Genomic DNA, 11,989 nt, shown 5'->3' on the forward strand with positions numbered 1-11,989 from the left:
CCCGAACGTGACGGTCGATAATGCGAAATTCGGCAGTGCTGGTGGTGTCATTCCCCCGCTATCGTTGCCGGTATCGGGAACCCTGAAATTAAGAGGGTGGCCCGCCTTCGGTCGGGCATGACTCGGAACATTCTCTCGGACGATCTGGCCGACGCAATCGTTACGACAGCCCGGACGGCGACGGGCGACTCGCTCCGCTCGGTGACGTATTTCACGCGTGCGAACTTCGAGCAACTCTACCTGCGGGAGGACCTCGAACAGGACGCTGACCTCAACGACTTCGTCGGCCACGAGTGGCAGGGGTACAAGCAGACCAAGAACGCCTATCAGGAGTCCGAGCTGGGTGACTACCGGTTCACTGTGCGCGCATTCTCCAACGGCTACCTCCTGCGGGCGACGACCGAACGCCAAGGCGTGCTCATCACCACGGATGGCCTGACGATGCAGTCCTACGAGGAGATCGCTGAGGCCATCGAACGACTTCTCCGCGAGGAGTCCGGTAAGGAGTAATACTGTCGGCTGTAGCTATTTCAAGATCTTCGCCATCCCGTGGTGGCGAACTTCTTCACAGACATACAGCCGACAGTATAAGCGCCGACCCGACAGGTGACCAAAGGGTTATGCCCGTGCCCGCGAACGCACGGGCATGACGCTGGACCCGGTCCACGTCGACGGCATCGCCAAACTCGCTGGGCAGGTACGCGAGACCGTCGAAACGAGCGATCAGGAGGCGGCCGCCGAGGCGGTGTGGGACGGCTTCCTCGACCCACTGTGGCAGGACGGGACGAAGATTCTGGAGCCGCTGGACGAGCAGCGCCGCCGGAAGGTCCCTATCGAGGACATCGCGCTGGCGGACCCGCCGTTTCCGACCCAGCACGGCCTAGACTCGGGTACCATCAACCCCACGACGTTCAAGAACGGGCTGGTGCTGGACGTGGCACAAGCGGCGATGGGCAGCGTCCCGTCGGACGTCGAACTCCACCGTGGCCGGACCATTATCATGGCCGTCCATTCGAACGACGCGACGCTGGGATTCGATGGCGACTGGCAGGGCGGGGACCGCGGCTACGCCAAGCGGCGCGTCCTCGACGTACCACAGGTCGACCGCTACGAGCAGCGAGTCGTGCACGCGCTGGCGCTGTACCTTGCCGAGAGCCAGCACGCGCTGACAAACGCCGAGATGGTCGAGGACCTGTTCATCCTCGACGGGCCGATCTACCCGACCGGTGTGCTCCGCTGGGCCGACCGCGACACCGAACTGGCCGACCTGCTCGCGGAGGACGACCGCCCCAAGACGGTGGTGAACAACTACGTCGACCTCGTCGAGCGGTTCGTCGAGCGGGACGTGCCGATGGTGGGATTCATCAAGAACTCATCGACGAAGGCACTCACCCGGGCGCTACGGCGCAAGACCAACGCTCCGTGGGTGAACGACACCGCCTTTTTCCGCCGAATTCTGGAGCGCCACGACGACGAGGGCGAGACGCTGACCGACTGCCTGACCGCGACGAACTGGTTCCGCTCGCGGGCCGGCACCGACGGCATCATGGCCGCCGACGGCGACGCGCTGGGCATCGAGCGGTCGCTCGACCCCGAGGCCTACGAAGTGACGTTTTTCGTGCTCTACGACCCCCGGTCCGACCTCGTGTTCCGCGTCGAGGCCCCCTATGCCTTCACCAAGGAACCGGACCGCCGGGCCAAACTCACCCAGCAGATACTCCACGACGTGGCCAAAGAGCAGGGGCCGCCGCTAGCTATCGGAAAGGCCGACGAACTGGCGAAGATCGACCGACAGGGGAGCGAAGAGCTCACCCGCCGCATCGAGCGGACGTTCGAGACCGACCGCGAGCGGGAGTACAACGACATCCGGTGGGGAGCCGTCGAGGAATCGTTCTGAGGCTAGCCACGGCGGGCGAGGACGATAGCATAGAGGAGTACGAGCAGCCCAGCGAGTTCCGTGATGGTACCGGGGATAGGAAAGACCACTCGCGGGAAGACTTGCACGGCACCAAGAGTGACGAGGTACGAGATGAAGGTGAGGAGGCTGATACCGACGGCGAGTGCGAGCATGGAGCGGGTCCGCTGTCGACGGTAGCCGACGAGCGCCAACGCGGCGATTAACAGCCCTAATCCCGTCTGTGCGAAGTGGATGGCAAATTTCACGGTGACCCACGTCTCGTCAGCGAGTCCGAGGAACTCCATCAGAGTCCCTCCCAGAGGTCGACCAGCGCGTCGGCGAACTCGTGTGTCGACGACTCCACGGAGAGGCTGACATCGAATCTCCCGTCGGTAAGACACACGGTGAGTTCGTCCATCTGTGCCTCGTACACGTCCGGGTGATGGCCATCGTCCGCGAGCTGCGTTCGAGCGGCGACGAGGCCACAGTCTTCGAGGGCGTCGAGGCGGCGGTACACGGTCGAGAGGGACATATCGCAGTCGTTGCTGAGTTCAGTTGCTGTCATCGGTCTGTGACTCGTGGCTGCAAGGAGCGCGCGAGCGTATTCGTCATCGAGGAGGGCGAACACCTCGGTCGGGGACAGGTCCTCGGCCACGCACAGTGGGTTCGCCCGTCACCGTGGTATAACTCACCGGTCGTTCGCTGACCCAGAAAACGGTCGGTGACAGCGGACTATGTGGCTATGCCGTCTCGGCCTGCTGCACCGTCACGTCGACCGTCTCACCAGCCACACCGAGCCGGGCGAACTGCGTTCGGACGTGTTCCTTGGCAGCGTCGATGGCCGCATCCCGCGTCTCGAAGCCGCGGGGCATCGGGGATTCGAAGGCGATTCGGATCTCGCGGTCGCCGATGGACTGGATCTGGCCACCGCTCTCGACTTCGTAGAAGGCGTCACAGACCCAGACGTAGGGCGTCCCCTCGTCGGGCGCGCCGTTGAACTTGGGCGGCTCCTCGCCCGGCTCGTACAGCGTCCCGGTCAGTGCCGTCCCGCCTGCTGTCCCCCGAATAAGCAACATACTGCTGAATACGCGCCCCAGCGGCAAAAGACTCTCCCCAGTTCAGGAGTCGAAGTCGACGACGATAGGCAGGTGGTCGGAGCCGTAGTGGTCGTCGTCGCGGTCGGCGATGACCGCTCTGGTGTCGACGCCTACGTCCTCACTGACGAAGACGTGGTCGATACCCATCTCCGGGAGCAGGTCGTGGAAGTCCGTTCGGCTCGTCGTCGGACCGTGGGTAATAGTCGCTGTGTCTCGGGCGTCGACGAGCCTGCGGCCGTCCGGGAGTTCGTGTCCGTCAGCGCGCTTGTAGGCCGGCTCGCCGACGACGCAATTGAAGTCACCCATCAACACTGCATGGGCATCCCGGGCGGCAGAATCGAGATGGTCGAGCACCAGTTCGATACCCTCGACACGCGCGTCAGCCCCCTGATGGTCCAGATGCGTGTTCAGGCACAGCAGGTCCTCGTCGGTGTCGCAGTCACGGAGGCGCGCCCAAGTCGCCACACGGGGGTAGGCGGCGTCCCAGCCGACGCTGCTCGGCTCGGCGGGCTGTTCGGAGAGCCAGAACGTGTTCGTGGCCGTACAGTCGAAGCGGTCGGTCCGGTAGCCGATGGCCGTGTGCTCCCCGCCGGCGTCAACGGAGTCACGCGGGTCACCGACCCATTCGTAGCCGTCAAGCAGCACCTCTAGCTCCCGGAGCTGGTGGGCCATCGCCTCCTGCACCCCGATCACGTCCGGGCTGTGATACCGGATGATTCCCGCGACCAGCCGCCGCCTGTGGGGCCACCCGTCTGCCCCATCCCCGGCGGTGTCGTACCGCACATTGAAAGACATCACCCGCGTCGCATTCATATGCGTTCGTTGACAGCCATCCGTGTAAGGTTTCACATTCATGCTGCTGGGGAAAGGTGTTAATCCCCGGCTACCCTGAACTGGGGTATGTCCGACCTCGGGGATTTCACTGATTTCGACGGCGACGACGCGGCGGCCGACGACGAGGCCGCACCGTCGTCCGAGACGACCGACGACGGCGACCGGGCTGTCGACGCATCGGCGGGGACCGACCCGACAGCTCAATCTACAGATGACGACTTCGAAGATATGGACGTGACACCGGCGGGAACAGACACCGGCCTCGGTGTCCTCTCGGCGGCGAACGGCCTCCGGATCAGCGAGAAGGAGGACGAAACGGTCCTGCGGGCCTACGTCACCGCGCGGAACCGTTCGCGCCTGCGCATCGGGACGTATCTGCTCGTTCCATACCCTGACGGAGAGCGCCTGTTCTGTCGCATCAAGGCTTTGGAGTACGCCCAAGAGTTTCACGCCGACGACGCGACCGAAATCCACGCCCGGCGGGCGATGCGTGAGCGGGGCATCGACGAGCGTGATTTCAAGTGCATCGCCGAACTGGAGCCTGTGGCCGTGCTATATTCCGATGACGGCGAACTCAAACGACGGATGACAGACCGGGTGCCAAAACCCGAAACCGTCGTCCGGGAGGCCACCGACAAATCCGAAATCAAGACCGGCCTGAAAATTCCCGAGGGCGGCGTCTTTCTGGGCCATCTCTCCGTCGGTGGCGAAAAGGTTCGAACGGCCGCCGAGCCGCCGACCATCGACTACCGGCTGAAAGACGACTACGACGCCGGCGACCCGCTCGTGTTCCGGCACACCCTCGTCGCCGGCGGAACCGGGTCCGGGAAGACCCACAGCTCGAAGAACGTCCTGCGGCAGTATCTCGGCCGGACCTACGAGATGGGCGACGGCCGCACGCCCGAACTCGCCGTCGTCCAGTTCGACCCCCAAGACGAGTACGCCCAGATGCACGACGACAACCCCGCGATGACCGACGACTTTGAACGCCGCTGTGAGCGGGAAGGCGTCGCCTACGGCGGCCACGACGATACCATCGCGTTTGTCCCGAAGGTGGCCGGGGCCGACTACAACGCTAGCCACCACCGCGCCGAGCAGGTGGAGTTCACCATTCCGTTCTCGCTCGTCCACGACAATCCGTGGCTCATCGCTGGCTCCAGCCTGAACGACAACCAGTACGGCGCGCTTGTGAACACGCTGCTCCCGCGCTTCGAGCGGGAATACGGCGAGGGTGGCACGTACAGCGACTTCCGGACTTTCCTTGGAGACCCCGCGCTCAAGGAGGAACTGGACGAGGCGGGTGACGTCCACGAGAAAACGTTCGACGCCGTCAAGCGCCGCGTGCAGGGCTTTGGCTCCGTCTTCGATCAGGACGCCCGCCCCATCACCGACCAGATATCGAAGTTCGTCCGCGACGGCGGCCTGACGGTCATTCCGACGTACCACATCACGGATTCCCGGACGGCATCGACTATCGTGCTGGCCGTCTCCAGCCTGCTCATCGACCAGAAGCTCTCGAACGATCCGGACTACGACCGTATCAAGGAGACGCCGCTCGTGCTGGGCATGGACGAGGCCCACAACTTCCTCACCGACGCCGACAGCGTCCAAGGCCGCAAAGTCATCGGGAAGTTCACTGAGGCCGCCAAACAGGGCCGAAAGGAGCGTCTGGGACTGTATCTCATCACACAAGACCCACAGGACATCGCTGACCCAGTGTTCAAACAGATCAACACGACGATGGTGCTCAATCTGGGCGACGAAGACGCCATCTCGGCGGTGAACATCCCGAGCAACCTCGAATCGAAGGTTCCCTACATGGAGAAGGGCCAGCGGGTCGTCTACTCGCCCGACAACTCCGAACCGGTGGAACTCATCGGCCTCTCGACGTGTGTGACCCGCCACGGTCGGGAGTGACAAACCGCAGGCCAGCCCGTGGCTTGCAGCGGGCCGAAGATTCAAACGGGCCCCAGCGGAAGTGGGCGTATGGCAAAGCGAATCCTTGTTCCGGTCGACAGTTCCGACCAAGCGACGGCAGCCTGTGAGTTCGCAGCCGAGGAACATCCGGAGGCAACCATTGTTCTCTTGCACGTCATCAACCCCGCAGAGGCCGGCTACAGCGCGGAGGCGTCGATTCCGTCCTTCTCCGAGGAGTGGTACGAGACACAGAAGGCCACAGCGGAGGAACTGCTCGACGACCTCGAAGCGGCGGTGGCCGAGAGCGGCGTCGAGTCAGTCGAGCGCGTCATCGAGGTCGGTCGGCCGACGAAGGTCATCGTGGAGTCCACCGACGACCACGACATCGACCAGATTATCATGGGGAGCCACGGCCGTTCTGGGATGTCCCGCATCCTGCTTGGCAGCGTCGCCGAAATCGTCGTCCGGCGAGCCACCGTTCCGGTAACTGTCGTCAGATAGCTACGCGTGCCGGACGATGTGAACGTCGTACTGGGGGTCTTCCGACACCGGCGAGCCGACGCTGCAGACCGGTGACGACACCCGACCGGCGTTCTCACTGCCGATGAACACGATTGAGGCCCCTTCGTCGTGCGCGACTTCTCTGATCGTCCGGGTGATGTCCGTCGTCGTCGATGCCATCGAGCTTACGTCGTCCGGGATCTCGTAGCGGAACGACGCCGTTGGGGCGACCGATGCGGCCTGCTCTCGCATCCGGTCGGCGACGGTCTCGACGGCGAACGTCGCATCGGCGTCGACCCAACCGCGCTCCCGCGCGTACGCCGCGTCGTCCGGGATAACCGACAGGACAGTGACATCTTCGCCGCGGTAGTTCGCGAACTCTGTCGCCCGCTCCAGCGCGGCTTCCGACAGAGCCGAACCGTCGAAAGGCACGAGTAGTACCATATCCAGTCTGTCACCCGGTCGTGATTTATTGGTTCCGCAAGCCGGCAGCGTCAGAGCGACACCCCGTGTGACCGTGACGGTGGAGTCCCGCGGTAAGCCGAGCGAACGGGTCGGCAAGGTGTCTGTAACTAACTGTGTGGAACGTGGGCAATAACCATGGATTCGCTCGAAGACACGCTCAGGTATCCCATGGAAGACGACGACTGGACGACGACTGTACTCATCGGTGGCGGCCTCAGCCTCCTCTCGTTTCTCATCGTGCCCGGCATCCTCGTCTACGGGTATCTCGTTCAGGCGGTCCGTAAACGGGCTGAAGGGGCAACACAGCCGCCGGCGTTCGAGGACTGGGGCGAACTGTTCGTCGACGGCCTCAAGGCATGGGTCATCGGCATCGTGTACATGCTCGTCCCGCTCATCGTGTTCGGGGTGACCGTCGGCGGTAGCCTGTTCGCGATGGCGACGGGCACCCGCGCCGGGGCGGGTGCTGGTCTGGCCGGTTTGTTTGGCGGGCTTGCGATATCGTTCGTCCTGTCGCTGGTGTTCGGCTACGTAGCGACGGCGGCTATCATTCACTTCGCCTGTACCGGCGAGTTCGGTGCCGGGTTCGACTTCGGAACGTTGCGGAAGCTGGTCCTGTCCCCGGAGTACGCGACGCCATGGCTGGTCTCGATTGCGCTGTTCATCGCCGCAAACGTGGTGGTGAATCTGCTGAACGTGGTTCCGTTCATCGGCTCGCTTATTGCCGTGGTTCTCAGTCCCTTCGTTACCTTCTACATGGTGGTCGTTGCGACGGACCTCTGGGCCGGCGGCTACAACGCTGCCCTTGACGAGCAAGAGGAACCGGAGTCGGTCGGGACGGCAACCGTTTAGAAGATGTTGGCCTGCTGGTAGACCGAGATGCCGTCGTTCGTTATCTCGTAGGGTTTCGTCTCCCGCGAGTGGTTCGCGTTCCGTATCTTCTGTATCTCGACGGCGAGTCGCGTTTCGCCGGTGTCTGACCGGACGTACTGGAGGATGAACACAGCGTCCGTCAGGTATTCGATGATGCCGTGTCGGGACGCGAAGGGGTTGCTCTCGCTGGCCTCGGAGACGAGCATCGTCGTCACACCGGCCTGTTTCAGTGACCGTGTGAAATCGAACACTTCGGTGCGTCTACGGGACTGGTCATCGTACATCATCTCAAGCAGCGAGACGGAGTCGAGCACCAGCCGGTCGGCGTCGAACTTCTCGATGAGCGCCGGCAGCTCACCGCGAATGTTGTCGAGGCTGTTCGCCATCTCCACCGGGTCGAGGTCGACAATCGCTAGCTGGCCCCGCTCTTCGTACTCCGCGAACCCCCAGTCACGGTCGTCGGCGGTGTCCAGTATCGCTTCGTGGGACTGTTCGAGAGTCAGAAACACCGCGTTCTCGCCGTTTTGCAGGCCGTGGTGGAGGAACTGCAGTCCGAACGTCGTCTTCCCGGTTCCGGCCGAACCGATAGTGACGATGAGATGACGCTGTGGAATCCCGCCCTGAATCATCTGGTCGAGGCCCTCGATACCGATGTCGACCCGCGGGATGTCGGACTCGAACTCCTCCTCGAAGTCGCTACCGGTGTCACCGTCGCCGCTGCCGGCAGACTCGAATGCGGAGGCGAAGTCGTCGTCAAAGAGCCCGCCATCGTCGTCGCTGGAAGACCCAGCGTCTGCGTCGACAGTGCTACTCCCACCGCTACTGAAGGGGTCATCGCCACCGTCATCGAACGGACTACTGTCACTGTCCGAGTCAGAGACGGCGCTTCCGTCGTCATCGAACGGACTGCTATCACCACTGCGCGTGCCGTCATCACTGTCAGCCTCAACCGGCCCAGTGTCCGCAGACGCCGACTCCTCGGCGTCGCTCTCCGCTTCTGGCACCGGAGTATCGTCGGCGTCCGTCGGTTGGCTGTCGCCGTCCTCGTCATCCAGCGCGCTTTCGAACCAGTCGTCGTCGGACTCGTTATCCCCGCTCATACGTCCGACCACCAGCCACACGAACGGCCCATGGAAGGGGATACGCGTCGGGACTGATATAATTGCCGTCGAAGAGGGTTTATATGTGGCTGGCCGGAAGGTCCGGGCAATGACTGTCGGTATCGTCGCACAGCGGGACAACGACCGGGCCATGTCGCTTGCGAGTACACTGTGTGACCGACTGCGCGCCACGTCGGCGGCCGTCGTCGTGGACGAAACGACCGCCGGGACGCTGGGTGACCACGACGCGTGGGAGGCCGCCGTGCCAGATTCGGCTCCCGTCGAGGAGATGTCCGCCTGTGAGCTCGTCGTGAGTATCGGCGGCGACGGGACGTTTCTGTATGCCGCCCGCGGTGCGGGGTCAACGCCGATACTGGGCGTCAACCTCGGTGAAGTGGGCTTTCTGAACGCGATCGCGCCCGAGGAAGCCATCGAGACAGTCGTCGCCGAGGTCGAACACATCCAGAAGACCGGGAGCGCACGGACGCGGGCCAAGCCGCGGCTCCAAGCAAGCGGCGACGACTGGGAGCTGTCGCCGGCCCTAAACGAGGTCGTCGTGCAGGGCGAGCGTCGGGGTCACGGCGGCGGGGCCACGCTCGACGTGTACGTCGACGACTCGCTGTACACGTCCGGCCACGCCGACGGCGTGCTGGTGGCGACACCCACGGGGTCGACGGCGTACAACCTCAGCGAACGCGGCCCGCTCGTCCACCCCGACGTATCAGGCCTCATCATCACGGGAATGGCAGACGAAACCGGGACGCCGCCGCTGGTCGTCGACGTTGACAGCGAAATCGCCGTCGAACTCACGGACGCCGACAGCGGCGTCGTCGTCAGTGACGGACGGGTCAGAAAAGACGTGGTGCCGCCGGAGCGAATAACCGTCTCGCGTGCGAGCGAACCGGTCCGGCTTGCCGGGCCGCCGCTTGACTTCTTCACCGCACTGGACAAGCTAGCCTAACGCCGACCGACGGCGTACAGCACCGGTGCGAGGACAAGCAACACCAGACCGAACAGTTTGTACTGGAACGACGACGCGAGGACGCTCGCGCTGTTTGGTTCCATCGCCGACGCCGGCGTAATCACGAGCAGTGCGCCCAGCGCAATCGTGTGCAGTCCCAGCATCCGGAGTGACCGTTGCGGGAGAATCGCGACGAGCCCACCGACAAAGCCGAGTAGCAGGACATCACCGATGGTGTAGTTCAGCAGGAAACTATCGATGAGTTGCAGCGGTGACGCGAGCATTCCTATCCAGAATCTCGCCGGGATGGAATCTTTAAAGTTCCGTTACGCTGCCGACCGGCGGGCTGGGTTCGACCGTTCAATCGCCCGCCGTCCCCAGCGGTGTGAGCAGGAGGTAGCCGGTCGAGGGGGCACCGGCTGTCCGCAGCCGAAACTGCCTCGGTTCGTCGGCTGCGGTCGAGAGAGCCACGACATCGAGGTCAGCCGTGCTGACCGTCTCGGCGTCCACTTCGTCGATGCCAGCCACGAGCAACGCCTCCGAGAGGGCGGTCCCGTCGAGCCGGTCGGATGGCACGTCGAACGTGGTCCCGAACGCTTCGTTGGCCGCACGTACGACCGGGCCGTGACCCTCGTCGGCGAAGTACAATACCGGGTCCGGGTGGCCGTCGAAGAGGTCGACCGGTTGTGGCTCCGGTGTGTGCTCAGCATCTGTCGAGACGGTCACCGTCTCGTCGGCCGTCTCGCCCGGTGAATCAGTCACCATGAGGTAGGAGACACCACCCAGTCCCCCACCGAGCGCCAGCCCGAGGCCGATGGTGACCTGTTCCGAGAGTCCGAGCGAGAACACTGACTGCACCACCAGCGCGACGGTGGCGAGCACGACCGCTCCTGCCCCTATCCAACCGACTACGGCCGCGAGGCTCCCAAGGCGGTGTCGACCGCCTGTGCCCGCCGACGACTTGCTCATCGGTGCACACTCAATGGGCCATCGGTTAACGCTTTTCGAGAGGCGGCTGCCGATAAAACATATACAGTTGCCAGCCCTAGAACGGTTTACTACCGTGTCAAGAACTACAGGCGGCCCACCGCGGGTGCTCGTCGTCGACGACGAACACGACGTCGCCGACACGCAGGCCCTGAAACTCGACGAGCGCTACGAGACTACGGTCGCGTACAGTGGCCGGGCGGCGCTCGACACTGCCGGCCCGGAGTTCGACGCTGTGTTGCTCGACCGGCGAATGCCCGACATCAACGGTGACGACGTGCTGTCCCGGTTGCGCGAGCGGGGGTACGACGGCATCATTATCATGCTGACCGCGGTCAACGCCGACCTGAACATTCTGGAGATGCCCTTCGACGACTACCTCCAGAAGCCGGTCGACCAGTCGACGCTCCTGTCGACGCTCGAGCAACACCTCGACAGACCCGACAAGGACGACAGGCTCGATGAGTACTTCCGAATCTCCTCTAAGCTGTCCGTACTGGAACGCGAGAAGTCCGCCTCACAGCTTGAATCGAGCACGGAGTACACAAGGCTGAAGGAACGGGCCGAAGAGCTGGAGTGGATACTGAAAGCCGAGAACGATGATTTCGAGGAACTGAAAGAGACGTATCAATCTATCAGCCGCAATTAGGAGTCGAGAAGCAACGTCTCTTCGATGTACTCGTCGATGGTATCCCGAACCGCGGCGACAGGGTTGTCGTTGCGTGTTGCGCTCTGGAGAATTACGCCATCGAGTATCGTGATCATGAACCGCGAAACAGTGTCGGGGTCGACATCAGCGAAGATTCCCTGTTCGATGCCGTCCTCGATGATCTGGACGAGTTGCCGAGCGAACAGTTCGTCCGTCTCAGTGAACTTCTCGCGGAAGTCCGGATTCTGGACCGCCTGTGCGCGCATCTCGATATACGAACCGAGCACGGCGTTCTTGTCCGGTGTCTCGACGCAGTCAGGGAAATCGTCGAGAATCAGGCTGACAAACGTCTCGATGTCCTGTTCGGGGTCACCGGTCGATTCGATCTGAAAGATACGGTTAAATTCCGTGAGGATGAACTCTTGGAACGACAGCAGGAGGTCCTCCTTGCCATCGAAGTGGTGATAGAACGTCGATTTGCTGAGGTCGGCCTCGTCCGCGATTCGCTGTATCGAAAGTCCGGCATACCCGTATTCCCGGAGGGCACGGAACGTAGCTCGCATTATCGCCTCGTGCGAGTCCGCTGGCTCCCCGGCGAACGGAATTCCATCACTCATCCCGACCGAATATTCGTTCGGGCAGTAAATACCTTCCCACTGTTACTGAACCACAACGTTGATAGGCGACCGAACGTTCGTTCGATGTACACGG

General features: G+C 63.1%; 16 protein-coding genes. 7 read left to right on the forward strand and 9 right to left on the reverse strand.

The window, feature by feature from the left end:
• Nucleotides 1-117: 117 nt before the first annotated feature.
• A complete protein-coding gene (locus tag Har1129_RS11800; RefSeq protein ID WP_004593761.1) occupies nucleotides 118-510 on the forward strand; it encodes a hypothetical protein in 393 nt (130 codons plus the stop codon).
• 136 nt (nucleotides 511-646) lie between these two features.
• The gene (locus tag Har1129_RS11805; protein ID WP_151100831.1) at nucleotides 647-1,897 is read left to right on the forward strand and encodes a DNA double-strand break repair nuclease NurA; all 1,251 of its coding nucleotides are present in this window, start codon (nucleotides 647-649) and stop codon (nucleotides 1,895-1,897) included.
• Nucleotides 1,898-1,899: 2 nt separating this feature from the next.
• On the opposite strand, the gene Har1129_RS11810 is transcribed toward Har1129_RS11805, so the two are convergent.
• From Har1129_RS11810 to Har1129_RS11825, 4 genes are all read right to left on the reverse strand, one after another.
• Nucleotides 1,900-2,202, reverse strand: coding sequence for a hypothetical protein (locus Har1129_RS11810; protein WP_151100832.1), 303 nt, complete (start codon nucleotides 2,200-2,202; stop codon nucleotides 1,900-1,902).
• Nucleotides 2,202-2,552: a winged helix-turn-helix domain-containing protein gene (locus tag Har1129_RS11815; protein ID WP_151100833.1), complete on the reverse strand. Its 351-nt coding sequence runs from the start codon at nucleotides 2,550-2,552 to the stop codon at nucleotides 2,202-2,204. Before Har1129_RS11815 ends, Har1129_RS11810 begins: the two co-directional genes overlap by 1 nt.
• A gap of 85 nt (nucleotides 2,553-2,637) precedes the next feature.
• On the reverse strand, nucleotides 2,638-2,973 hold the full coding sequence (locus tag Har1129_RS11820; RefSeq protein ID WP_151100834.1) for a hypothetical protein: 336 nt from the start codon (nucleotides 2,971-2,973) through the stop codon (nucleotides 2,638-2,640).
• A gap of 42 nt (nucleotides 2,974-3,015) precedes the next feature.
• On the reverse strand, nucleotides 3,016-3,807 hold the full coding sequence (locus Har1129_RS11825) for an endonuclease/exonuclease/phosphatase family protein (protein ID WP_151100835.1): 792 nt from the start codon (nucleotides 3,805-3,807) through the stop codon (nucleotides 3,016-3,018).
• Between the two features lie 87 nt (nucleotides 3,808-3,894).
• Between Har1129_RS11825 and Har1129_RS11830 the strand changes: the two genes are divergently transcribed.
• Both Har1129_RS11830 and Har1129_RS11835 read left to right on the forward strand, forming a co-directional pair.
• A complete protein-coding gene (locus Har1129_RS11830) occupies nucleotides 3,895-5,745 on the forward strand; it encodes an ATP-binding protein (RefSeq protein ID WP_151100836.1) in 1,851 nt (616 codons plus the stop codon).
• A gap of 69 nt (nucleotides 5,746-5,814) precedes the next feature.
• Entirely contained in the window at nucleotides 5,815-6,246 is a 432-nt protein-coding gene (locus Har1129_RS11835; protein WP_151100837.1) for a universal stress protein, read from the forward strand.
• On the opposite strand, the gene Har1129_RS11840 is transcribed toward Har1129_RS11835, so the two are convergent.
• A complete protein-coding gene (locus tag Har1129_RS11840) occupies nucleotides 6,247-6,690 on the reverse strand; it encodes a universal stress protein (RefSeq protein WP_151100838.1) in 444 nt (147 codons plus the stop codon).
• A 156-nt stretch (nucleotides 6,691-6,846) separates the two neighbouring features.
• Between Har1129_RS11840 and Har1129_RS11845 the strand changes: the two genes are divergently transcribed.
• The gene (locus tag Har1129_RS11845) at nucleotides 6,847-7,560 is read left to right on the forward strand and encodes a DUF4013 domain-containing protein (RefSeq protein ID WP_151100839.1); all 714 of its coding nucleotides are present in this window, start codon (nucleotides 6,847-6,849) and stop codon (nucleotides 7,558-7,560) included.
• On the opposite strand, the gene Har1129_RS11850 is transcribed toward Har1129_RS11845, so the two are convergent.
• Nucleotides 7,557-8,681 (reverse strand): KaiC domain-containing protein, encoded by a 1,125-nt coding sequence (locus tag Har1129_RS11850; RefSeq protein WP_151100840.1) that lies wholly within the window; start codon nucleotides 8,679-8,681, stop codon nucleotides 7,557-7,559. The genes Har1129_RS11845 and Har1129_RS11850 overlap by 4 nt on opposite strands.
• A 109-nt stretch (nucleotides 8,682-8,790) precedes the next feature.
• Between Har1129_RS11850 and Har1129_RS11855 the strand changes: the two genes are divergently transcribed.
• The gene (locus Har1129_RS11855; protein ID WP_151100841.1) at nucleotides 8,791-9,642 is read left to right on the forward strand and encodes an NAD(+)/NADH kinase; all 852 of its coding nucleotides are present in this window, start codon (nucleotides 8,791-8,793) and stop codon (nucleotides 9,640-9,642) included.
• On the opposite strand, the gene Har1129_RS11860 is transcribed toward Har1129_RS11855, so the two are convergent.
• Nucleotides 9,639-9,926 (reverse strand): hypothetical protein, encoded by a 288-nt coding sequence (locus Har1129_RS11860; protein ID WP_004593774.1) that lies wholly within the window; start codon nucleotides 9,924-9,926, stop codon nucleotides 9,639-9,641. The two genes, Har1129_RS11855 and Har1129_RS11860, sit on opposite strands and share 4 nt — an antisense overlap.
• A gap of 76 nt (nucleotides 9,927-10,002) precedes the next feature.
• On the reverse strand, nucleotides 10,003-10,611 hold the full coding sequence (locus Har1129_RS11865) for a hypothetical protein (RefSeq protein WP_151100842.1): 609 nt from the start codon (nucleotides 10,609-10,611) through the stop codon (nucleotides 10,003-10,005).
• A gap of 124 nt (nucleotides 10,612-10,735) precedes the next feature.
• On the opposite strand from Har1129_RS11865, the gene Har1129_RS11870 reads away from it, so the two are divergent.
• Entirely contained in the window at nucleotides 10,736-11,278 is a 543-nt protein-coding gene (locus tag Har1129_RS11870) for a response regulator (RefSeq protein ID WP_151102141.1), read from the forward strand.
• On the opposite strand, the gene Har1129_RS11875 is transcribed toward Har1129_RS11870, so the two are convergent.
• Nucleotides 11,275-11,895, reverse strand: coding sequence for a TetR/AcrR family transcriptional regulator (locus Har1129_RS11875; protein ID WP_151100843.1), 621 nt, complete (start codon nucleotides 11,893-11,895; stop codon nucleotides 11,275-11,277). The two genes, Har1129_RS11870 and Har1129_RS11875, sit on opposite strands and share 4 nt — an antisense overlap.
• Nucleotides 11,896-11,989 lie beyond the last annotated feature (94 nt).

The sequence above is a fragment of the Haloarcula sp. CBA1129 genome, assembly GCF_008729015.1.
Classification (GTDB): Archaea; Halobacteriota; Halobacteria; order Halobacteriales; family Haloarculaceae; genus Haloarcula.